This is a genomic window from Mammaliicoccus sp. J-M41 (assembly GCF_022385935.1).
GTDB classification, from domain to species: Bacteria; Bacillota; Bacilli; order Staphylococcales; family Staphylococcaceae; genus Mammaliicoccus; species Mammaliicoccus sciuri_A.
The window spans coordinates 78,916-101,840 of sequence record NZ_JAJNIR010000004.1; the positions used below are offsets into that span (position 1 = coordinate 78,916).

20 protein-coding genes are annotated in these 22,925 nt (G+C 31.9%); 19 read left to right on the forward strand and 1 reads right to left on the reverse strand.

Going from position 1 to position 22,925, the window contains the following annotated elements; translation table 11 throughout:
- The first annotated feature begins 58 nt into the window (after window positions 1-58).
- Window positions 59-1,348 carry an arsenite efflux transporter membrane subunit ArsB gene (gene arsB / locus LQ686_RS02945; protein ID WP_107596475.1) on the forward strand — a complete coding sequence of 430 codons (1,290 nt, stop codon included), beginning with the start codon at window positions 59-61 and terminating at the stop codon, window positions 1,346-1,348.
- A 25-nt stretch (window positions 1,349-1,373) separates the two neighbouring features.
- Here arsB and LQ686_RS02950 read toward each other — a convergent pair whose 3' ends face one another.
- Complete coding sequence (locus LQ686_RS02950; RefSeq protein ID WP_107590578.1) at window positions 1,374-1,922, reverse strand: Ada metal-binding domain-containing protein; 549 nt, start codon at window positions 1,920-1,922, stop codon at window positions 1,374-1,376.
- 132 nt (window positions 1,923-2,054) lie between these two features.
- Between LQ686_RS02950 and LQ686_RS02955 the strand changes: the two genes are divergently transcribed.
- The 18 genes from LQ686_RS02955 to ymfI all read left to right on the forward strand — a co-directional run bounded on the left by LQ686_RS02955 (window position 2,055) and on the right by ymfI (window position 22,919).
- Window positions 2,055-2,555, forward strand: a complete 501-nt coding sequence (locus LQ686_RS02955; protein WP_107565687.1) for a methylated-DNA--[protein]-cysteine S-methyltransferase — start codon at window positions 2,055-2,057, stop codon at window positions 2,553-2,555.
- Between the two features lie 69 nt (window positions 2,556-2,624).
- Window positions 2,625-3,188 (forward strand): dihydrofolate reductase family protein, encoded by a 564-nt coding sequence (locus tag LQ686_RS02960; RefSeq protein ID WP_025905346.1) that lies wholly within the window; start codon window positions 2,625-2,627, stop codon window positions 3,186-3,188.
- Between the two features lie 330 nt (window positions 3,189-3,518).
- Complete coding sequence (locus LQ686_RS02965; RefSeq protein ID WP_025905347.1) at window positions 3,519-3,962, forward strand: hypothetical protein; 444 nt, start codon at window positions 3,519-3,521, stop codon at window positions 3,960-3,962.
- A 68-nt stretch (window positions 3,963-4,030) separates the two neighbouring features.
- The gene (locus LQ686_RS02970) at window positions 4,031-4,804 is read left to right on the forward strand and encodes a MurR/RpiR family transcriptional regulator (protein WP_025905348.1); all 774 of its coding nucleotides are present in this window, start codon (window positions 4,031-4,033) and stop codon (window positions 4,802-4,804) included.
- 115 nt (window positions 4,805-4,919) lie between these two features.
- A complete protein-coding gene (malX, locus tag LQ686_RS02975; RefSeq protein WP_107590580.1) occupies window positions 4,920-6,485 on the forward strand; it encodes a maltose/glucose-specific PTS transporter subunit IIBC in 1,566 nt (521 codons plus the stop codon).
- Window positions 6,486-6,505: 20 nt separating this feature from the next.
- On the forward strand, window positions 6,506-7,672 hold the full coding sequence (locus tag LQ686_RS02980) for a MalY/PatB family protein (protein WP_107596470.1): 1,167 nt from the start codon (window positions 6,506-6,508) through the stop codon (window positions 7,670-7,672).
- A 97-nt stretch (window positions 7,673-7,769) separates the two neighbouring features.
- On the forward strand, window positions 7,770-8,114 hold the full coding sequence (rbfA, locus tag LQ686_RS02985) for a 30S ribosome-binding factor RbfA (RefSeq protein ID WP_048542606.1): 345 nt from the start codon (window positions 7,770-7,772) through the stop codon (window positions 8,112-8,114).
- Window positions 8,115-8,371: 257 nt separating this feature from the next.
- A complete protein-coding gene (gene truB, locus LQ686_RS02990) occupies window positions 8,372-9,298 on the forward strand; it encodes a tRNA pseudouridine(55) synthase TruB (RefSeq protein WP_182672425.1) in 927 nt (308 codons plus the stop codon).
- 12 nt (window positions 9,299-9,310) lie between these two features.
- Window positions 9,311-10,267, forward strand: a complete 957-nt coding sequence (gene ribF / locus LQ686_RS02995) for a riboflavin biosynthesis protein RibF (protein ID WP_025905353.1) — start codon at window positions 9,311-9,313, stop codon at window positions 10,265-10,267.
- Window positions 10,268-10,369: 102 nt separating this feature from the next.
- Window positions 10,370-10,639 (forward strand): 30S ribosomal protein S15, encoded by a 270-nt coding sequence (gene rpsO / locus LQ686_RS03000; protein WP_025905354.1) that lies wholly within the window; start codon window positions 10,370-10,372, stop codon window positions 10,637-10,639.
- A 120-nt stretch (window positions 10,640-10,759) separates the two neighbouring features.
- Window positions 10,760-12,874 carry a polyribonucleotide nucleotidyltransferase gene (gene pnp, locus LQ686_RS03005; RefSeq protein ID WP_239733159.1) on the forward strand — a complete coding sequence of 705 codons (2,115 nt, stop codon included), beginning with the start codon at window positions 10,760-10,762 and terminating at the stop codon, window positions 12,872-12,874.
- 452 nt (window positions 12,875-13,326) lie between these two features.
- Window positions 13,327-14,547 carry a M16 family metallopeptidase gene (locus tag LQ686_RS03010; protein ID WP_107596473.1) on the forward strand — a complete coding sequence of 407 codons (1,221 nt, stop codon included), beginning with the start codon at window positions 13,327-13,329 and terminating at the stop codon, window positions 14,545-14,547.
- A 143-nt stretch (window positions 14,548-14,690) separates the two neighbouring features.
- Window positions 14,691-16,364 carry a ribonuclease J2 gene (rnjB, locus tag LQ686_RS03015; protein WP_025905357.1) on the forward strand — a complete coding sequence of 558 codons (1,674 nt, stop codon included), beginning with the start codon at window positions 14,691-14,693 and terminating at the stop codon, window positions 16,362-16,364.
- Window positions 16,365-16,573: 209 nt separating this feature from the next.
- Complete coding sequence (locus LQ686_RS03020) at window positions 16,574-18,865, forward strand: DNA translocase FtsK (protein WP_239733160.1); 2,292 nt, start codon at window positions 16,574-16,576, stop codon at window positions 18,863-18,865.
- Window positions 18,866-18,874: 9 nt separating this feature from the next.
- Window positions 18,875-19,588, forward strand: a complete 714-nt coding sequence (locus tag LQ686_RS03025; protein ID WP_239733161.1) for a GntR family transcriptional regulator — start codon at window positions 18,875-18,877, stop codon at window positions 19,586-19,588.
- Between the two features lie 77 nt (window positions 19,589-19,665).
- The gene (gene yfmF, locus LQ686_RS03030) at window positions 19,666-20,940 is read left to right on the forward strand and encodes an EF-P 5-aminopentanol modification-associated protein YfmF (RefSeq protein ID WP_025905360.1); all 1,275 of its coding nucleotides are present in this window, start codon (window positions 19,666-19,668) and stop codon (window positions 20,938-20,940) included.
- Window positions 20,933-22,222, forward strand: a complete 1,290-nt coding sequence (gene yfmH / locus LQ686_RS03035; protein WP_107565680.1) for an EF-P 5-aminopentanol modification-associated protein YfmH — start codon at window positions 20,933-20,935, stop codon at window positions 22,220-22,222. Before yfmF ends, yfmH begins: the two co-directional genes overlap by 8 nt.
- Entirely contained in the window at window positions 22,215-22,919 is a 705-nt protein-coding gene (ymfI, locus tag LQ686_RS03040) for an elongation factor P 5-aminopentanone reductase (protein ID WP_025905362.1), read from the forward strand. Before yfmH ends, ymfI begins: the two co-directional genes overlap by 8 nt.
- Window positions 22,920-22,925: the final 6 nt, after the last annotated feature.

Sequence of the window (22,925 nt, forward strand, 5' to 3'; positions counted from 1 at the left end):
CTATCATAAAAACATTTGTTAAATATAATCTTGGTATATTTGATAGGAGGAATTGACGATAACCACATTAGCAATCATTATTTTTGTATTAACACTGACTTTCGTTATTTGGCAACCGAAAGGACTAGATATCGGTGTAACAGCATTTATTGGTGCATTAATTGCCATTATAACTGGTGTTGTACAAATAGAAGATATACTTGAAGTGACCAGCATTGTTTGGAATGCAACATTGACATTTATAGCGATAATTATCATTTCGCTTATTCTTGATGAAATTGGTTTCTTTGAATGGTCTGCGATTCATATGGTTAAAGCCTCTCGTGGAAATGGTATAAAGATGTTTATTTATATCATGATATTAGGTGCAATTGTTGCGGCATTTTTTGCGAATGATGGTGCAGCTTTGATACTTACGCCTATAGTATTGGCAATGGTACGTCATCTAGGATTTAATAAGAAAATCATTTTTCCTTTTGTGATAGCCAGTGGATTTATAGCAGATACAACTTCACTACCATTCACTGTGAGCAATTTAGTGAATATTGTTTCTGCAGATTATTTTAATATTGGCTTTGTTGAATATTTCTTACATATGTTCATACCGAACATATTCTCATTATTGGCCAGTATTGCTGTATTGTGGTTATTCTTTAAATCGTCAATACCACGTACATTTGACGATCGTCATTTAAAACAACCAAAAGAAGCGATTAAAGATTTGAAACTGTTTCGTATGTCATGGATTATTTTATCCATATTACTCATCGGATATTTTATCAGTGAGTTTGTACACATACCCGTATCAATTATTGCAGGTATAGTAGCCATTATATTTGTATGGTTTGCTAGAAAATCTCCTGCAGTTCATACTAAAAAAGTGCTCAAAGGTGCACCATGGAATATAGTCGTATTCTCAATTAGTATGTATTTAGTTGTCTTTGGACTTAAAAATGTAGGTATCCTTGCAATTTTAAGTCATATACTAACAGACATTTCTCAACATGGATTATTTGCAAGTATTATGGGGATGGGATTTATAGCAGCATTTTTGTCATCGATTATGAATAACTTACCAACCGTTCTCATAGATGCACTCGCTATCCATCAATCAGATGTTATTGCTCCGCTTAAAGAAGGCATGATTTATGCAAATGTTATCGGTTCAGATCTCGGTCCGAAAATTACACCTATCGGTTCATTAGCAACATTATTGTGGCTACATGTATTGTCACAAAAAGGTGTTAAAATACCTTGGGGCACATACTTTAAAACAGGTATCATCATAACGATACCCGTATTATTTATTACATTAGTAGGTTTGTATGTAACATTGTTAATCTTTTAAAAAACAGTTAAGATAGGAAGCTATCTTAACTGTTTTTCCGTTTACGATATTGTAAAGGTGTCATAAAATAGAATTGCTTAAATACTTTGATAAAATGTGATGTTGTTTTATAACCAACTCGTCTACTAATGTCTTCAATTGTCATTGTGTTATCAAGAAGCAATTCGCTACTTTTTTCAATTCTTATTTCATGTAAATATTGCATAATTGTTTGATGTGTAACTTGTTTGAATAGTCTTGATAAATGAAATTTTGAACCGTGACATTGGTTACAAATTTCATCTAATGTAAGATTTAAATGATAATTTCGATGAATGAAATTTTTTATTTGTAATACCCATTCTTCATCTTCTAATAATTGACCTGTTGGATTACACTTTTTACAAGGACGATAACCATTTTCTATAGCTTCGTGATAGTCTCGATATATTGAAACATTTTCTTTATTAGGTAATTTAGCATTGCATGAAGGTTTACAGAATATCATTGTCGTCTTAACTGCATATACAAAATCATCATTCGCTAATTTATTGTTTGTTTTAATGTCTTGCCATCTTTTCTCAGTTAAATACATTGCCAAATTTATCACCTCAAAAATATCATAACATATAAAAATATCCTTATATTGCTATCTAATTATGAAAACGACTATTTATATTGAGTTTACAAATAAATTCATTTAAACTATCACCAAAGGAGGTAGACGATGAAAATAATTTATCATGGTATTCTTAAGCATCTTAATAAACAACTCGATATTTATGCAAGTGATGAGGGTCTCATATTTGTAGGTTCTTTTGATAAAGAAAATGAAATACATCAGTTTATTTCAAATATAGATATTAAAGAAAATCAAGACAAAGTAAAACCATATATCGACCAATTGAATGAATATTTTAATGGCACAAGAAAAACTTTTGACTTAAAAATAGATATACAATCCACACCGTTTAACGAAACCGTGTGGCAAGCGTTGACCACAATACCATATGGAGAAACAATAACTTATTCAGATTTAACCAATAAAATTGATAAACCAAACGCAGTTAGAGCTGTTGCATCAGCAGTCGGTAAAAATCCATTAAACATTGTGATACCTTGCCATCGTGTTATAGGCAAAGACGGACAACTAAGAGGCTATAGAGGCGGACTTGAAATGAAGCAATCATTATTAGAATTAGAGTCAAGACACACCCATTTATCATAAATAATGTGGTGTGTTTTCTATTATCATTTCGTGTATGATAATAGTAAGAGATGATTGGGGGTTCAATATATGAGTAGTGATGATAATAGTAGGAAAGTCATTTTAGATTTAGCTGTTACATTAGATGGGCTTATAGAAGGCGAAAATGGCGAGATTGACTGGTGTATTATGGATCCTGAAATGAATTTTGATGATTTTTTAAATCAAGTCGATACAATCTTTTATGGAAGAAAAAGTTACGAAGCATGGGGAGATTTTCAACCGAGTTTAGAAGATTCAGAAGAAGACAAATTAATGTGGAAAAACATACATGCCAAAGAAAAGTATGTCTTTTCAAAGAAATTTAAGTTTGAAGATAAACATGTCAATGTTATTAAAGATAATATCGTAGAACATGTACATGAAATAAAAAGCAAGCCAGGTAAAGATATATGGTTATATGGTGGATCTAGCTTAATTACGACATTTGTAAATTATGGATTAGTAGATGAATATAGACTATCCATACATCCTATAGTTTTAGGAAAAGGAAAACCACTATTTATAGATATAGAAGATAGACAACAACTTAAACTAGTACATTCAAGAAAATTTAAATCAGGTGTTATACAATTAATTTATCATAATGAGTAGTAGTAGACATGTAAATGGGAAGTATACCTTAGCTGGAGATATACTTCCCATTTTTGGAAGATAAGCACTTTTATTGTTGAGTCGAGAATACGGATTCTCTTCAAGTATATAAATATACTTGATATATATAGCATAACGGTTTATTTAGAAAAGTGAAATTTGTGTTATGGATGATGACTTGTTGTGTGACAGTTGATGACATTCATTAAAGTACGAATCATTATTTTTTTGATGTATATTTACACTGTAATAAGGGAATAGGTAAGTAAATAGATTGGATACAGTAAAGTTAATCATGAACTACAAATATGACGTATTGGAGTGGTTCTTATGCAAACAATGATTGTTTATTTTGTCGGCTGCTTTATCGGATTTATTGTACATCGTATATTTCAAACTGAAAGTATGTGGATGAATGTCGCTCAATTTTCAATATTTTTCGCATTTATGTATACATTTATTGGTAGATTTATGCCTTCTATTCGAAATTCACTTATTAAAATGGTTCCGAGTAGTATTCCAAATCCAAAAATGATTGTGTATGTAACAGGGTGGTTAGAATTTGTCATTGCGATAAGTGTGTTTATTCCTAAAGTTAATTTTGTATTCAGTGTGATTGGTATTATTTTATGCTTTGTTTTGTTCCCTGGTTATATGAAAGCACATGCTAAAAATATTACTATAGGTGGAAAAGTACCGATGAATATATATTTAAGAGCACTGTTGCAAATATTATTTATTGTTTCATTTATTATCATCTTTAAGCATGCCTAAGATGGGATATAGTGAAGTATTGATGGATAAGTTATGGTATAAAAGTGAAAATATTAAGAGGGGTTAAAATGGAACAAAATGCACTTGTAGGAAAATTACAAAAAAGAAGAAATGATTTAAGTGAATTAGAGAAGAGGGTACTGGATTTTATTTTGAATGATTATACGTCGATAGCTAATATGAATATCGATGATATTGCTGAAAAGTTGTTTGTGTCAACTGCAACTGTAAGTAGATGTTCTCAAAAATTAGGTTATCAAGGCTATAGAGAACTGAAATATGCATTATTACAAAATCAACCTGATTTAAATAAAGTAAACAATGTGCAAAGTTTTGATGTTGAAATGAATGATTTTATGAATGAAAATTTGGCGAACCTTCAGAATACAATGAATGAGATCAATATCCAAGATATAGAAAAAGCAGTAGCTTATATACGAGATGCACGTGTAATAGAAGTTATTAGTGTGGGAGCGAGTTTAGTAAACGGGATTGATTTAAGTAGAAAATTAACGTTTCTAGGTAAAGTAGCACATGCGCGAACGGATTGGGATGAATTAGAAGCGGTAACGCATAATTTAGATCAAGATAGTTTAGCAATTTGTATTAGTTCTAGTGGCGAAACCTCACATATTGTCCGTTATGCTGGTCAGTTAAGAGACAACAAAGTACCAATTATTTCTATTGTTAGTAATAGGCATTCCAAATTGGCGCAGCTATCGACCATAACTTTAATTGCTAAAACGAATAGTATCTATATTGGAAATGTAGATTTAAGTTCAAGGCACGCTGCTATGTTTATGATAGATTTTCTATTAATGATGTATGGTAAACAATTATAATGTAACGACATTCATAAGATGTAAGCGCGTCCAAAATGATTATATACTATTGATGCCCCTTTAATACATTTGTATATTTAAATTACATTAATGTATTAAAGGGGTGTTATTAAATATGAGTAAAAAGAAGAAGCAAAGTAATGTGTGGGATTTTCTTCAAAATATGGGGAAGACATTTATGCTTCCTGTAGCTTTATTAGCTTTTATGGGATTGATTTTAGGAATAGGGAGTTCATTTACAAGTGAGTCAATGATTGATGTCTTTCCATTTTTAGAGAATAACATGATACAGCTAGTATTGAAGTTTCTAGCAACAGTTGGGGGATTTGCTTTTACATATTTACCTGTACTATTTGCGATCGCTATACCAATCGGACTTGTTAAACATGAAAAAGGTGTAGCTGCATTCTCAGGGTTTGTAGGTTATACAGTTATGAATTTAACGATTAATTTCTATTTAACTGAGACGCATCAATTAGCCGATACAGATAAATTACAACAAGCTGGACAAAGTATGGTATTAGGTATTCAAACACTCGAAATGGGTGTGCTTGGTGGTATTATTTCTGGTCTTATCGTTTATAAATTACATAATAAATTTAGTTATACACAGTTACCTGACAGCTTTGCGTTCTTCTCAGGTTCAAGGTTTGTGCCAATTGTAACATCTCTCGTATTGGCAGTAGTTGGGTTAATTATACCGATTGTTTGGCCATTCTTCGGCATGATCATTGGAAGTGTTGGTGCACTAATTCAACATTCTGGTGTCTTTGGACCATTTTTATTCGGTGCTGGTGAAAGGTTATTATTACCATTCGGTTTACATCATATTTTAGTATCTATGGTTAGATTTACTGAAGTTGGTGGTCATTCTATTATTGAAGGTAAGGATGTATTTGGCGCATTAAATATTTTTTATGCGCAATTACAAAATAATTTACCAATATCTCCAAATGTAACAGCATTCTTATCACAAGGTAAGATGCCTACATTTATGTTTGGTTTACCTGCTGCAGCTTTAGCAATTTATCACGCAGCGCCTAAAGAGAATAGACATAAAATTAAAGGTCTCTTAATTTCAGGATTTGTAGCGACATTTGTTACAGGTATCACGGAACCAATTGAATTTTTATTTTTATTCATTAGTCCATTGCTTTGGATCTTCCATGTCATCATGACAGGTTTAGGATTTATGGTTATGAATATTCTAGGTGTGACAATTGGTAATACAGATGGCGGCGTACTAGACTTTCTAATATTTGGCGTCATGCAAGGTAGTTATACGAAATGGTGGCTTGTCATAATTGTTGGATTAATATGGTTTGTTATCTATTATTTAGTGTTCAAGACAGTTATTTTGAAATTCGACTTAAAAACACCAGGTAGAACTGTTGAAAAGAACGATAAAAATGAAAGTAATTCGACACAAAATCGTACAAATCAAACAGACGAAATGGCTTCTGATATGCTTCAAGCGATTGGCGGTTCTAGTAATATTATAAGCATCGATAACTGTATTACACGTTTAAGATTAGTGCTGGAAGATGCAGAAATTGTTGATGATGAAAAGCTAAAAGAACTTGGTGCATTAGGTGTCGTACATTTAGATAAACAAAATGTACAGATTATCATCGGAACGAGAGTAACAACTGTCCGAAAACAATTAGATGCCATTATTTAAGTTAAGAAGGGATTTTTGTAATGTATAATTTTGATAAGGTGATTGATAGAACAGGGACAAATTGTACTCAGTGGGATTATGTTCAAGACCGTTTTGGGCAAAGTGACTTGTTGCCATTCACAATTTCAGACACAGACTTCGCGCTACCACATTCAATTATGGAACATTTAAATAGACGTATGAAGCATCCAATATTCGGTTATACGAGATGGAATCATACAGACTTTAAATCAACCGTTATGAATTGGTATAAAAGCCGTTTTAATACGGAAATTGATGAAGATTGGATTTATTATACACCAACTGTGATATATGCAGTTTCACAGCTAATTCATATGAAATCTAATTTGAACGATGGTGTGATCATTCAAACACCAGCATATGACGCATTTTATAATGTGATTAAAGAGAATCATCGTACAGTTGTGGAGAACCAACTTTTCTACGAAGATGGTTATTATACAATTGACTTTAAACAATTAGAGATGCAATTAGCGAAACCTGAAAATAAAATTTTGTTATTATGTTCTCCTCATAACCCAACAGGTAGAGTATGGAATGAAGATGAACTGACTACAATCATTAAACTATGTCAGGAACATCATGTTTATATCATTTCTGATGAAATTCATATGGATATCGTTCGAAAGGGTAACAACCACATTCCAATACTGGATAAAAGTACAAATGATATAGCAATTGTGACAAGTGGTAGTAAGACTTTTAATTTTCCAGGTCTACTTTTTGCGTATACTTTAATTCCTAATAAAGAAGATGGGGATGCATTTTTAAATCATATGAAAAAGCAAGATGGTTTATCATCACCAAGCATTATGGGGATGGAAGCTACGATAGCAGCATATGAAAAAGCGAGTGATTGGGTAGATGCTTTAAACGAATATTTAGATGACAATATACATGCAGTTCAATCATTCTTAAAAGAGCACATACCAGAAATAAAAGTTGTCTATCCAGAATCAACATATCTTATATGGTTAGATGTTTCAGATTTAAATATGACGATGGATGAATTGCAATACCGACTTATTAACATAGGCAAAGTTGCGATAATGGATGGACAAACATATGGCGGTAATGGTCAGCACTTTTTAAGGTACAATGTTGGATGCCCAAAGTCTAAAGTATTAGAAGGATTAGAGCGACTAAAGTTAAGTATTGAAACATAATATATTTATATCGAGTGATTATCTTTTTAAGCATTCAAGCATGTGCTATAATATACTAATGTATATAGAGAGATGAGAATGTTAAGAGGTGAAAGATATGAGTATTCGTTCTGAACGAGTAGGCGAACAAATGAAAAAAGAATTAATGGATATCATCAACAATAAACTTAAAGATCCAAGAGTTGGATTTTTAACAATTACAGATGTAGAACTTCCAGGAGACTTATCACACGCTACAGTTTATTTAACTGTATTAGGTTCTGATAAAGAAAAAGAAGATACATTTAAAGGTTTAGAAAAAGCAAAAGGCTTTATTAAATCAGAATTAGGTAATCGTATGAAATTGCGTATTTTACCAGAATTGCATTTTGAATATGATGAATCAATCGATTACGGTAATAAAATTGAACGCATGATTCAAGATTTAAATCGTAATGATTAATCCAAATTTAGGCTAAGACACAATAAAATGTCTTGGTCTTTTTTTGATTAGAGGGGCTGTAACTACCATTATTCTGAATTGTGGAAATAAGAACGCGCTAACTACCATTATTCCGAATTCTGGTAATTAGAGTGACCCCTTCGTTAGGGACATTACTCGGAATTCTGTCCCCAAGCACTCGCGCATTTTTTATGAAATTGAGTTATTTCTTCTTTTTATGAATATTTTCATGTAAAATTAAAAAGAATAGAAACATTATGGAGGTCGTAAATTTGGATGGCATTCTAGCAATTCATAAGGAAGTTGGTATGACAAGTCATGACGTCGTATTTAAACTTCGTAAAATTTTAAAAACAAAAAAAGTTGGCCATACTGGAACTTTGGATCCTGAGGTAAGTGGTGTACTACCGATTTGTGTTGGGAAAGCGACGCGTGTGAGTGGTTATGTGATGGAAAGTGGCAAATCATACAGAGCTGAAGTAACGATTGGTGTTAGTACAACGACTGAAGACCAAACTGGTGAGATTGTAGATCAGAAGCGTGTTGATCAAAATTTATGGGACAAAGATGAAATTATTGCGACTTTAAAACAATTAGAAGGTGACATAGAACAAATTCCACCTATGTATTCTGCTGTTAAAGTTAATGGTAAGAAATTATATGAATATGCTAGACAAAATATTGAAATTGAACGTCCTGTAAGAAGGGTACATATTAACAGTATTAATTTAATTTCTGATATTATTTATGAGAATGATATTTGTAAATTTGAAATTGAAGTTGAATGTGGCAAAGGGACATATATTAGAACGTTAGCAACTCAAATTGGTGCGTTACTAAATTATCCTGCACATATGTCTCATTTAATTAGATTGAAAAGTGGCGGTTTTACTTTAAATCAGGCTATTAAATTAGATGACTTAAGAGAAATTGTTGAGCAAGATAAGTTACAAGATGTGATTCTTCCATTAGAATATGGATTGAATGGTTTAACGAAAATTACCGTACATGATAAAAATATCGTAACGCGTATTCAGAACGGACAAAAAATAGAAAAATCTTTAATAGATGAAAGTAAACATGATGGCGAATTTGTTGTTTGGTATGAAGACAAAGCGATTGCTATTATGGATACTTATGATAAAAATGAAACACTTTATAAACCGAAAAAAGTTTTTCTTTAAAGGAGTATATAGATGGAAGTTATAGAAATTACACACCCAATTAAATCTAAACAATTTGTAAATGAAAATATTGCTTTAGCTATCGGTTTTTTTGATGGTATACATTTAGGTCATCAACAAGTTCTTAAAAAAATGATTAAAGTAGCTAAAGATAAACATTTAAAAAAAGCTGTTATGACATTTGATCCACACCCCTCAGTTGTCTTAAATCCTGAAAAGAAAAGAACAACGTATTTAACACCTATTGCAGATAAAATTGAAGCAATTGAAAAGTTAGGCGTAGATTACTGTTTCGTCGTTAACTTTTCTTCTACATTTGCAGATGTGTCTGCGGATGATTTTATTGACCAATATTTTATTCAAAATCATGTGAAAGCTGTTATTGCTGGTTATGATTTCAGTTTTGGTAAATATGGAAAAGGAAATATGGCATCATTACAAGAGAATGATTATCCATTTGATGTATTTGTCGTATCTAAGCAAACATTACATGAGGATGAAAAAATCTCAACTACGAATATTAGAACATCACTTGAATTAGGAGAAATAGAAGCTTGTAATTTAGCTTTAGGACGCCCATATGTTATTAAAGGTATGGTTGTTCAAGGCGAAAAAAGAGGGCGTACGATTGGTTTTCCTACAGCTAATGTTGAACCAAGCGATGACTATGTATTACCTAGAAAAGGTGTTTACGCTGTAACATTATTAATTAAATCAAGAGATAAGTCATATAAAGGTGTGTGTAACGTTGGTGTGAAACCAACATTCCATGATCCATCTGTTTCTCAAATAAGTATTGAAGTTAATATCTTTGATTTTGAAGAAAGTATATATGGTGAGCGTGTAGAAGTATATTGGCACCATTTTATTAGACCAGAACAAAAATTTGATGGCATAGATGCACTTGTTAATCAAATTAAGCAAGATAAAGAAGAAGCAAAAGCGTTATTATCACTTGAAAGAACATAAAGAGTTATGTATAATGATTTGAGTGCCTAATCCTTGGCTTATCGACACTCCGACGATCAGCTCAGGTTTACGGTGAATACAATTATAGGAGGGAAATTGACAATGGCAATTTCACAAGAAAGAAAAAACGAACTAATCGAACAATACCGCGTACATGAAACTGATACTGGTTCTCCAGAAGTACAAATCGCAGTTTTAACAGCAGAAATCACTGCTTTAAACGAACATTTACGTACTCACAAGAAAGACCATCATTCACGTCGTGGATTATTAAAAATGGTTGGTCGTCGTAAACATTTATTAACATATTTACGTGAAAATGATGTTCAACGTTACCGTGATTTAATTAAATCATTAGGATTACGTCGCTAATCGTAATTTCAATCGAAGGAAATCAATCAGATTTCTTTCGATTTTTTTATAAATAAATATAAAAAATATGTGTATAATGGTATGATATAAGAGATTAAGTGTATGAGAGGAGATTCATAAATGTCTCAAGAGAAGAAAGTCTTTAAGACAGAATGGGCAGGAAGTCCATTAATAATTGAAACAGGCCAATTAGCAAAACAAGCTAATGGTGCAGTATTAGTAAGATATGGGGATACAGTTGTATTATCAACAGCAACTGCATCAAAAGAACCTAGAAATGTAGACTTTTTCCCATTAATGGTTAACTATGAAGAAAAAATGTATGCTGCAGGAAAAATTCCTGGTGGCTTTAATAAACGTGAAGGTAGACCTGGTGAAGATGCTACTTTAACAAGTAGATTAATTGATAGACCAATTCGTCCATTATTCCCTAAAGGATACAGACATGATGTTCAAGTTATTTCTATCGTAATGAGTGTTGATCCAAACTGTTCACCAGAAATGGCAGCTATGATCGGTTCTTCAATGGCATTATCTGTATCAGATATTCCATTTGAAAGACCAATTGCAGGTGTAAACGTAGGATTAGTAGACGGCGAATTTGTTATCAATCCAGATGTTGAACAAAGAGAAGTTTCTTTATTGGATTTACAAGTAGCGGGTCATAAAGATGCGATTAACATGGTTGAAGCGGGTGCTAAAGAAGTAACTGAAGAAACAATGTTAAATGCTATTTTATTTGGTCATAAAGAAATTCAAAGATTAGTTGAATTCCAAGAAGCTATTATTGAAGATATTCAACCTGAAAAAGCTGAATTTATACCAGTTGAAATTGAAGCTTCATTTGAAGAAACAGTTCGTGCTAAAGCAGAAGCTTTAGATATTATTTCAGCAATCAGAACTGAAGAAAAACAACAAAGAGATATCAATATTTCTGCAGTTAAAGAAGAAGTTCTAAATGACTTTACTAATGAAGAAGATCCAGATAACGAAGAAGTTCTTAAAGATGTAAGTAAAGTATTAGATGCACTTGTAAAAGAAGAAGTGCGTCGTTTAATTACTGAAGATAAAGTAAGACCAGATGGACGTAATCCTGAAGAAATCAGACCTTTATCTTCTGAAGTTGGATTATTACCAAGAGCACATGGTTCAGGTTTATTTACACGTGGACAAACTCAAGCATTTTCAGTTGCGACTTTAGGTGCATTAGGTGAACACCAAATCATTGATGGTCTAGGTACAGAAGAACAAAAACGTTACATGCATCACTATAATTTCCCTAACTTCTCAGTTGGTGAAACAGGACCAGTAAGAGCGCCAGGACGTCGTGAAATTGGTCACGGTGCATTAGGTGAACGTGCATTATTACAAGTTATTCCAGATGAAAAAGAATTCCCTTATACAATAAGAGTTGTTTCTGAAGTACTTGAATCAAATGGTTCATCATCACAAGCTTCAATTTGTGGTTCAACTTTAGCATTAATGGATGCAGGTGTGCCAATTAAAGCACCTGTTGCAGGTATTGCAATGGGCTTGATTACTAAAGATGACAACTACACAATTTTATCTGATATTCAAGGTATGGAAGATGCACTAGGTGATATGGACTTTAAAGTTGCAGGTACAGAAAAAGGTATCACTGCTATTCAAATGGATATTAAAATAGATGGTTTAAGTGAACAAATCTTAAAAGAAGCACTTGAGCAAGCAAGAATTGGTAGATTATATATCTTAAATCATATGCTTGAAACATTGAGAGAACCTAGAGAAGAACTTAGCCAATATGCACCTAAAATTGAAATTATGCATATTAAACCAGATAAAATTAGAGATGTTATTGGACCTGGTGGTAAGAAAATCAATGAAATCATTGATGAAACAAGTGTTAAATTAGATATCGAACAAGACGGTACAGTATTTATCGGATCTAAAGATAAAGAAATGATTGACCGTGCTAGACAAATTATTGAAGATATTACAAGAGAAGCTGAAGTCGGAGCAATTTATATGGCAACAGTTAAACGTATTGAAAAATTCGGTGCATTTGTTGAAATCTTCCCAGGTAAAGATGCACTTGTTCATATTTCTCAATTCTCTAACGAAAGAGTTAACAAAGTTGAAGATGTAGCTAAAATTGGCGACCAATTCTTAGTAAAAGTAACTGAAATTGACCGTCAAGGACGCGTAAACGCATCACGTAAAGTGATGTTAAACGAAGAAAAAGAACAAAAATAATAAATGAAATGATTCAGATAGGGACATTGACAATCATTAAAATCTGAAATTTAAAGTGTCAACAAAGTCATAGATTTTGTTGGCATTTTTTATGAGTAAGTAGAATAAGAAGTTACATGACATATGTTAGTAGTGGTATAAATAAGGGTGTCGTTATTAGCGGTTCTGACAAAAGGTGCAAATACTGATACCGTTATTAGCAGTTTTGATACAAAGTGCAAATTCTGCGATCATACATGTACATAATACTTCTCAATACTTATAATAAGAAAGCTTTTAATTTAATGATTGCTTCATATAAAATACTTTTATAACCGATACGCCTGAGGGAATCGTACAAGTCGAAGACTACAGGCTGAGACTGTACCCTAGGCAAGAGAGGTTATGAAAGTATGTATGTCTACTAATAAAGGGACATTGACGTGTCCCTATTTATTTTGAGGTGAATAAATATGGCTGATTTACAACGACTGAATAATGGAACGACTGTGATTTTTGAAGAAGTTCCAAACAGTGAAACAATTAGTGTAGGTGTTTATGTCAATACTGGAACGGGTGACGAAGGTGATTATCCTGAAGGTATTGCTCATTTTATGGAACACATGTTGTTTAAAGGTAGTGAACACTATACAAGACAGCAATTATCAAACGAATTTGATAAAATTGGCGGCTATAACAATGCATATACGACAAAAATGTATACGTGTTATTTCTGTAAAACATTAAAAAGATTTGAACATAAAGCAATTGATTTACTTATAGATATGGTTAAAAACCCGTTATTTCTTGAAGAAGAAATTGTTCGTGAGAAAAAAGTTATTTTAGAAGAAATTAAAATGATTGAAGATACACCAGAAGAATGGTTAATGGATAAATTGGAACATGAAATTTATAAAGACCAACCATTAGGACGAATGATCCTTGGTACGCCTGATAGTGTCAATCAAATTAATAGAGATACATTAGTTGATTTCCATAAAAAATATTATCAAAGTAATCGATTAATTGTTTCAGTTGCGGGTGCTTATAGCGAATCTATGAAAGAAATATTGCTTAAGCAATTATCTGATGACATTGAAATACCGCTTGATCAACAAGAACAAGACATGACTTTTATTGAGAAGAAAGAAACTTATTATAAAAATGAGCTAGAGCAAACGCATTTTATGAGAAGTTATGATGCACCAAGTTATAATGATGAACACTATTATGCAACGAATATATTGAACACGATTTTAGGCGAAACAATGAGCTCTAAATTGTTCCAAGTTCTAAGAGAAGAATATGGATTATGTTATAATGTTTACTCAGATTTCCAAAGTTTTCACAATGATGGCTTGCTGACAATTTATGTAGCAACTGATAAAGAAAATGTTGATGCATCTAGTGAACTTATTACTGAAGTGCTTGAGTCATTATTAAGTGATGGTATTACACAGAATGAATTAGATGATGCTAAAAGCCATATTATCACAAGCTTTTTAATGGCGTCTGAATCTAACCAAAATAAAATGACGAGAAATGCACGTTCAATCATGTTTCATAATGAATTAATTACGAATGAGCAGTTCGAGCACGAGATTAATCAAATACAGTTAGCAGATATTAAATCAGCTACGAAAAGATTACTAGATGCACCTTATTCTGAGTTTATTTTGACAGAGAAATCATAAAGTTATGACCTGATATAAAAATTATTGTCTTCCTTAATTTAAAATATGTATAAGACTGTTGTATGTGCTTGTATAATCGATTATATAAATGGTATGATTAAATAAATATATTATGGACGGGACTACATTTAGGAGGAACAATTTTGAGTTTAATAAAAAAGAAAAATGATAAAATTCGTATCATACCACTCGGTGGTGTAGGAGAAATTGCAAAAAACATGTATATCGTTGAAGTGGACGAAGAAATGTTCATGTTAGACGCTGGTTTAATGTTTCCAGAAGATGAAATGTTAGGTGTAGACGTTGTTATACCAGACATACAATATGTTATTGAGAATAAAGATAAACTTAAAGGTATCTTTTTATCACACGGACATGAAGATTCTATCGGTGCTGTAAGTTATATACTTGAAAAGCTTGATGCACCAGTATACGGATCAAGATTGACGATCGCATTAGTTAAAGATCATATGAAAGCAAGAAAAATCAATAAAAAAGTACGTTATTATACAGTAAATAAAGATTCTGTCATGAGATTTAAAAACGTTAACGTGACATTCTTTAATACAACACATTCTATCCCAGATAGTTTAGGTGTATGTATCCATACATCATATGGTGCAATCGTTTATACTGGAGAATTTAAATTCGACCAAAGTTTACAAGGTGCCTATGCACCAGATATCGCTAAGATGACTGAAATTGGTCAAAATGGCGTATTTGCGTTGATAAGTGATTCAACAGAAGCGGAAAAGCCTGGCTATAACGTTCCTGAAAATGTAATCGAGAGTCATATGGTTGATGAATTTGCAAAAGCAAGCGGACGCATTATCGTGTCTTGTTATGCATCTAACTTTATTCGTATTCAACAAGTGTTGAATGCGGCTAGTAAATTAAACCGTAAAGTTTCATTCTTAGGACGTTCTTTAGAAAGTTCTTTCAATGTTGCACGTAAATTAGGATACTTTAATATTCCAGAAAATCTTTTAGTACCTGTGCATGACATTAGTAAATATCCTAAAAATGAATTAATTATTATTGCTACAGGTATGCAAGGTGAACCAATTGAAGCATTAGGTCAAATGGCTCAACAAAGACATCCTATTTTAAATATTTTAGAAGGCGATAATGTTTATATTTCTACAACAGCTTCTGCTAATATGGAAGTGATTATTGGTCAAACTTTAAATGAATTAGTTAAAGCTGGCGCACACATTATGCCTAATAACAAAAAAACACATGCATCTAGTCATGGTTGTATGGAAGAACTTAAAATGATGCTTAATTTAATGAAACCTGAATACTTCATTCCAGTACAAGGTGAATTTAAAATGCAAATCGCACATGCGAAATTAGCAGCTGAAACAGGCGTAGACCCTGAGAAAATTTTCTTACTAGAAAAAGGTGACGTTGTTAACTTTGATGGCGAAAAAATGATTGCTAATGAAAAAGTTACAGCTGGTAACGTATTAATTGACGGTATCGGTGTTGGAGATGTAGGTAATATTGTTTTAAGAGACAGACACTTATTAGCTGAAGATGGTATATTTATTGCTGTTGTAACTTTAGATCCTAAAAATAGAAAAATCGTTGGTGGACCTGAAATTCAATCACGTGGATTCGTTTATGTTAGAGAAAGTGAAGAATTATTAAATGACGCTTCAGAAAAAGTCCGTGAAATTGTTGAAGAAGGTTTACTTCAAAAGAAAATTGAATGGTCTGAAATGAAACAAAATATGCGTGATAAACTCGGTAAGTATCTATATGAACAAACGAAACGTCGCCCGATGATTATTCCAATTATTTCAGAAATCTAATGAATTGTTTTATGGATGATTTTTAACAGTCAAGAGATGAGACTAAATTCTATATCAATATAATGGGTTTTTCCATCTCGGCAAAGATGAACAAATAATGTGTCTTACACGCTATTTGTTCATTAACTGCCTACATACTATATGAGGCTGAGACATCTATTTATGTCCCAGCCTCTTTTTGCATTATAGATAAGGAGGCTATTTCAAAAATGGTACAAAAGAAGAAGCCAGCAACACGTAAAAGAAAAACAACACGTGGCAAGAAAAAGCAAAAAGATAATACATTAAAATACGTCATACAGATGATTGTGTTGTTTTTACTCGTGTTAGGTATTTTTCAATTAGGATTTATAGGTTTAATGATTGATAGCTTCTTTCATTTCTTATTTGGATTCTCAAAATATTTCACCTATATACTGATAGCGATTATTTCACTATTAATAACAGTGAATGGTAAATTAAAATTCACAAGAAGAGTAAATGGATTGCTCGTCTTTCAAGTAGCATTGCTATTCATTATGCAGTTAGTATTATATTTCAAAGATCCATCGTTTAAAACGTTTAAGACAACCTTGAGTGAAACATATTCAAGTTTAGAACGAAATGCATTTTACTTTAACGGTGGTGGTTATATTGGTTATTATGCGTTTAATGTCATAAGCAAGCTTATTTCTGTCTTTGGATATAGTTTATTAACGATACTCGTTTTACTATCTAGTGTTATTTTAATCATGAAGAAAAGACATCGTGATATTACGAAATCAGCATTTGATATGGCACAAAGTAAAACTAAATCAAAAATGACAAATCTTGAACAAAAAAGAGAAGAGAAGGCGAAAGCTAAACAACTAGAAAAAGAGAAGCGTCAAAAAGAGCAGCCTAAAGACGTTTCACATTTAGAAGAAGTCGAACCAGTTCAAGAAATTTCTAAAAATGACCAACTACAAACTAATGAAGAAATTCCAATCTTTGAATCACAAGAAAAGTTAGCTGCTAAAAGAGCACAACAACCTAAACAAACGGTTCAAAAAGAGCATGAAAATCATGAACCTGAAATGAACGAGTCAACAATAGATGAAACTGAGAATTTAAATTATAAATTACCACCGATTACGATTTTAAACGACCCACCTAAATCACAATCAGTGTCTAAAAAGACTGTTCAAGAAAAAGGGAAACTACTTGAAGCTACATTAAGAAACTTTAATGTTGATGCGAAAGTGACTCAAATTAGGATTGGACCTGCTGTTACGCAATACGAAGTACAGCCAGCTCAAGGTGTGAAAGTAAATAAAATTGTTAATTTGAGTAATGATATTGCACTGAATTTAGCAGCAAAAGATATTAGAATTGAAGCACCTATTCCAGGTAAGTCGGCAGTTGGGATTGAAGTACCTAATGAACATATTTCAATGGTAACGCTGAAAGAAGTACTGAATGAGGCAAAACCAACATCAAATAAACTTGAAGTTGCTTTAGGAAGAGATATTTCAGGTAAACCGATTACTGCAGAATTAAACAAATTACCTCACTTACTCGTAGCAGGTGCTACAGGAAGTGGTAAATCAGTTTGTATTAACGGTATTATCACAAGTATATTAATGAATGCTAAGCCACATGAAGTAAAATTAATGCTTATTGATCCGAAGATGGTTGAATTAAATGTGTATAACGGGATACCACATTTATTAACACCAGTTGTTACAAATCCTCAAAAGGCAAATCAAGCATTACAAAAAATTGTATCCGAAATGGAAAAAAGATACGACTTGTTCCAACACGTTGGTGCAAGAAATATTGAAGGATATAATCAATTCATTGAACGTACGAATCAAGAAATGGAAGAAAAACAAGCACAATTACCTTATATAGTCGTCATTGTTGATGAACTTGCTGACTTAATGATGGTTGCTGGTAAAGATGTTGAATCATCCATTATGAGAATCGCACAACTTGCTCGTGCAGCAGGTATTCACTTAATTATTGCAACTCAAAGACCATCTGTTGATGTCATCACAGGTAGTATTAAAGCTAATATACCTTCTAGAATTGCATTTGCAGTAAGTTCTGCAACAGATTCTAGAACAATTTTAGATAGTGGTGGTGCTGAAAAATTACTAGGTAGAGGTGATATGCTATTCTTATCTAGAGATTCTTCAAAACCAACAAGAATACAAGGTGCATTTCTTTCTGATGGTGAAGTTGAATCAGTTGTCCAACATGTTGTTGGAGAACAAACAGCGAACTATGTTAAAGAGATGGAACCTGACGAACCAACTGAAACAAATGAAATGGAAAGTGAAGATGCTTTATATAAAGAAGCATATTTATTTGTTGTAGAAGAACAAAAAGCAAGTGCGAGTTTATTACAAAGAAGATTTAGAATAGGGTATAATAGGGCATCTAGGTTAATGGATGATTTGGAAAGTAATGGTGTTATTGGTCCTCAATCAGGTAGTAAACCTAGACAAGTATTGGTTGATATTTATCAAGACGAATAGGGGGATATTATGTCTACAAATGCAAGTACAAATTTCGTTAAAAATTGGATATTAGAAAAAATTCAAACAGCAGAACTTAAACCGGGAGATGCTATTCCGAATGAGTTTGAAATTAAAAAGTTGTTAAATATAAATTATGATGAAATCGAAAAAGCCATACATGAACTTGTCACGGAACAAATTTTATCTCAAAAAACAGGCGACGTAACAGTGGTGAAACCTACACAATCATATTATTATCCATTAGACGAATTAGTAAGTATTACAAAAATGATAGAAAAAAATGGTGAAGTTGCTGGAACTGAATTTATTAGTTTAGATGAAGAAGTTGCAACTTTAAAAGATATAGAAGTATTAAACTTAGAAAAAGATGCATATATTTCAGTAATTGAAAGAGTACGTACAGCTAATGGCGAGCCAGTCGTTTATTGTTTAGATAAAATTGCTACTGATTTATTTGCATGCAGTGACTACCGATCCAACTCATCTATTCTATCCGCAATTGAAAGTAAAGTAGAATTTAAAATAACACATGCTAATACATCTATAGAATCTATTAGTTATGAACCATATATTAGTGAAATACTGAATTCTGAACCAGATGATGCAATGATGTTATTAACACAAGTTCATTATAACGAACATGGTACACCTGTTCTTTATTCACTAAATTATTTTAAAAGCAGTCTTGTAAAGTTTCGAATTACAAGAAATAGGATATAATAAATATATTGAGAGAAACAAAGTAACAATTGTTGCTTTGTTTCTCTATATACATACATATAAGAGAGGTATCTATTATGATAACAACAGAACATATACAATTATCTTCAAATGACGTTTATGTGATACCAACTGAAAAATTTAAAACAACGACTATCGTTTTTAAATTTGTAGCACCATTAAACAGTGAGACGATTACATCTAGGTCAATTTTAAGTAAATTAATTACACGTGTTACAAAACAATACCAAACTGATAAAGAAATGAATAATTTGCTTGCGGACTTATATGGTGCGCATTTATTTAGCTATGTCAATAAACAAGCTAATAATCATATCATGACAATTGGTATTGAAATCGTAAATGAAAAGTATTTAAATAGTGAACTTCCACTGTTTGAGCAAGCCGTTAAATTATTGCATGAAGTGATTTTCAACCCACTTATTGAAAATGGAAAATTTAACGAAAAATATACGAAGCAAGAAAAATCTTTATTACATAAAAAATTAACTGCAATTGAAGACAACAAATCACAACGTGCATTTATTCAATTTATGAATCATATGTTTGAAGATGAGCCATATAAATATTTAGCTTCAGGTCGACTAGAAGATATTGATAATGTAACGTCTGAATCTTTAGTGAATACATATCATGATTTGTTACATGAGAATGCGATATCTACATATATTATTGGAAATGTTGAATTAGATGAAGTTAAATCATTGTGTCATGAATATTTTAATTTCGATCATAATAGTCAATTAGAGATCGAAACGACATTATTAAAAGATATTAGAGAAGTAAAAGAAATAGTAGATTATACAAAGATTGATCAAGCAAAATTAAATATGGGATATAGGTTCCCAATAACATTCCATTCTAAAGAATATTATTCGTTCTTAGTATTAAATATGTTACTTGGTGGAGATGCTTCTTCTATTTTATTTAGTGAAGTACGTGAAAAACAAAGTTTAGCATATTCAATACATTCTCAAATTGATGCAAGAAATGGATTCTTATATATAGTTGGTGGCATTTCTAAAGATAAAGTACATGTTGCTAAAGAAACAATTTTAAATATATTTAAAGATATTCAACAAGGTGAAATTGAAACAGAGCGACTGACTTTAGCGAAGAAAGTCTTAATCTCACACGCACGAGAAATGTTTGATAAGCAACGACAAATGATTGACTTATTGCATACACATGCCAGATATCAATCCGTTTATAACTATGATGAGTGGATTAAAGAAATTGAATCTATCACTATTGAAGACATTAAAAAGATCGCACAACTTGGACAATTAGATACAATATATATACTGACTGAAGGTGATAACAATGCGTAATCAATATTATAAGCAGATTGATGAAACTGTATTTGAAGAGACTTTAGAGAATGGTTTAAAAGTAGTAGTTATTCCGAAAGCAGGTTTTTCAAAGACTTTTGTGACATATACAACACATTTCGGTTCACTTGATCACACATTTAAGCCACATGGCAAAGATGATTTTGTAACTGTTCCGGACGGGGTTGCACACTTCTTAGAACATAAATTGTTCGAAAAAGAAGACGGGGATGTCTTTACAAGTTTCGCTGAAAATGATGCACAAGTTAATGCATTTACGACATTTGATAGAACAAGCTATTTATTTAGTGCGACAGGAAATGTACACGATAATATTATTCGTTTATTAAAGATGATTGAAAGCCCATATTTTACTGAGAAAACAGTAGAAAAAGAAAAAGGAATTATCGCTGAAGAAATTAAAATGTACCAAGAACAGCCGAATTATAAATTAATGTTCCAAACTTTAGGTGCACTCTATCATAATCATCCTGTACAAGTGGATATAGCTGGATCTGTTGAAAGTATTTATGATATTACGGCTGAAGATTTATATTTATCATATGAAACGTTTTACCATCCAGCAAATATGGTGTTAATCATTGTTGGAGATGTTGATCCTGATGAGACTATACAATTAGTGCGTGAACATGAAGATAAAAGAAATATGCATGAAATGCCACCTATTACGAGAAAAACCATAGACGAACCGACATCTGTCCATACACCATATGTCGAAACGAAAATGGATATTGTGCAAGAGAAATCAATGTTGGCATATAAATTCAAGCCTAATACAATTTCTGATAAAGTTCGCGTCAAAAATGATATGGAAATGATGATTGCTTTAGATTTAATGTTTGGTGAACAAACTGAATTTTATCAATCAAATTTAGAAAAAGAAGTAATTGACGATACGTTTGGTTATCAATTTGCTAACGAAATGACATATAGTTATTTAATTCTAGCTGTGACAACTGATTACCATCATGAATTTAAAGAAGCGGTTAAAGCTGAACTTAAGAAATATATTGAAAATGGATTTGTTCCAGAAGAGTTAGAAAGAGTGAGAAAACAAACTTTAGGGGAAATTGTATCAAGTTTAAATTCTCCAGAATATATTGCGAATCAATATACTAAATTCTATTTCGAAGGTGTCGAACTATTTGAACTTGTAAACATTTTAGAATCTATAACAGTAGAAAGTGTACAAGAAACATTGGCTTCATTAATAGACTTTGATCATGTTGTAGAAAGTCGTTTGGTGAAACAAAATGGCTAGAACATTTATTGTTGGTGGTAGTGGTGACATTGGCTTATCGATTGTTGATGAATGTTTATCACTAGGGCATGAAGTGATACTGCATTATAATCAATCTAATATTAATGAACTCAAACAAAGGTATGCCGGACAACCTGTTACTTTTCTACAATTCGATTTAACAAACAAAGATAATTTACAATCCTTAACATCAATCGGACATATTGATCAATTAATATATGCAGCTGGGCAATCGTCATTTGGTGCGATTCAAGATTTTACAGATGATAATATTGATGTTCAATATAATTTGAATGTATATGCGCTCATAAAAATTGTTCAATTATTTGTTGATGATATTAGAAAGAGTGAAAATGGCAGAATAATCGTTATATCATCTATTTGGGGTGAGACTGGTGCAAGTTACGAAACAATCTATTCAACAATGAAAGCTGCTCAACTTGGTTTTGTTAAATCTTTAGCAAAAGAACTTGCTTTAACATCTATTACAGTAAATGCTATATGTCCAGGTGTCGTTCATGGTAAAATGACAGATGAACTTGATGAAATTACACAAACACAATTAAAAGATGAAATACCACAAGGTCGGTTTGTTCAAACTAAAGAAGTTGCGGCAACTGTGGGATATTTATTAAATCCATTATCTCAAAGTGTGACCGGTCAAGTACTTCGTGTAAACGGAGGATGGTATATTTAATATTGG

Bases quoted from the DNA above. Each gene is read 5' to 3' on its own strand.
- LQ686_RS02950 (WP_107590578.1), bottom strand. From the start codon at position 1,922: ATGTATTTAACTGAGAAAAGATGGCAAGACATTAAAACAAACAATAAA.
- LQ686_RS02955 (WP_107565687.1), top strand. From the start codon at position 2,055: ATGAAAATAATTTATCATGGTATTCTTAAGCATCTTAATAAACAACTC.
- LQ686_RS02960 (WP_025905346.1), top strand. From the start codon at position 2,625: ATGAGTAGTGATGATAATAGTAGGAAAGTCATTTTAGATTTAGCTGTT.
- LQ686_RS02965 (WP_025905347.1), top strand. From the start codon at position 3,519: ATGCAAACAATGATTGTTTATTTTGTCGGCTGCTTTATCGGATTTATT.
- LQ686_RS02970 (WP_025905348.1), top strand. From the start codon at position 4,031: ATGGAACAAAATGCACTTGTAGGAAAATTACAAAAAAGAAGAAATGAT.
- malX (WP_107590580.1), top strand. From the start codon at position 4,920: ATGAGTAAAAAGAAGAAGCAAAGTAATGTGTGGGATTTTCTTCAAAAT.
- LQ686_RS02980 (WP_107596470.1), top strand. From the start codon at position 6,506: ATGTATAATTTTGATAAGGTGATTGATAGAACAGGGACAAATTGTACT.
- rbfA (WP_048542606.1), top strand. From the start codon at position 7,770: ATGAGTATTCGTTCTGAACGAGTAGGCGAACAAATGAAAAAAGAATTA.
- truB (WP_182672425.1), top strand. From the start codon at position 8,372: ATGGAGGTCGTAAATTTGGATGGCATTCTAGCAATTCATAAGGAAGTT.
- ribF (WP_025905353.1), top strand. From the start codon at position 9,311: ATGGAAGTTATAGAAATTACACACCCAATTAAATCTAAACAATTTGTA.
- rpsO (WP_025905354.1), top strand. From the start codon at position 10,370: ATGGCAATTTCACAAGAAAGAAAAAACGAACTAATCGAACAATACCGC.
- pnp (WP_239733159.1), top strand. From the start codon at position 10,760: ATGTCTCAAGAGAAGAAAGTCTTTAAGACAGAATGGGCAGGAAGTCCA.
- LQ686_RS03010 (WP_107596473.1), top strand. From the start codon at position 13,327: ATGGCTGATTTACAACGACTGAATAATGGAACGACTGTGATTTTTGAA.
- LQ686_RS03020 (WP_239733160.1), top strand. From the start codon at position 16,574: ATGGTACAAAAGAAGAAGCCAGCAACACGTAAAAGAAAAACAACACGT.
- LQ686_RS03025 (WP_239733161.1), top strand. From the start codon at position 18,875: ATGTCTACAAATGCAAGTACAAATTTCGTTAAAAATTGGATATTAGAA.
- yfmF (WP_025905360.1), top strand. From the start codon at position 19,666: ATGATAACAACAGAACATATACAATTATCTTCAAATGACGTTTATGTG.
- yfmH (WP_107565680.1), top strand. From the start codon at position 20,933: ATGCGTAATCAATATTATAAGCAGATTGATGAAACTGTATTTGAAGAG.
- ymfI (WP_025905362.1), top strand. From the start codon at position 22,215: ATGGCTAGAACATTTATTGTTGGTGGTAGTGGTGACATTGGCTTATCG.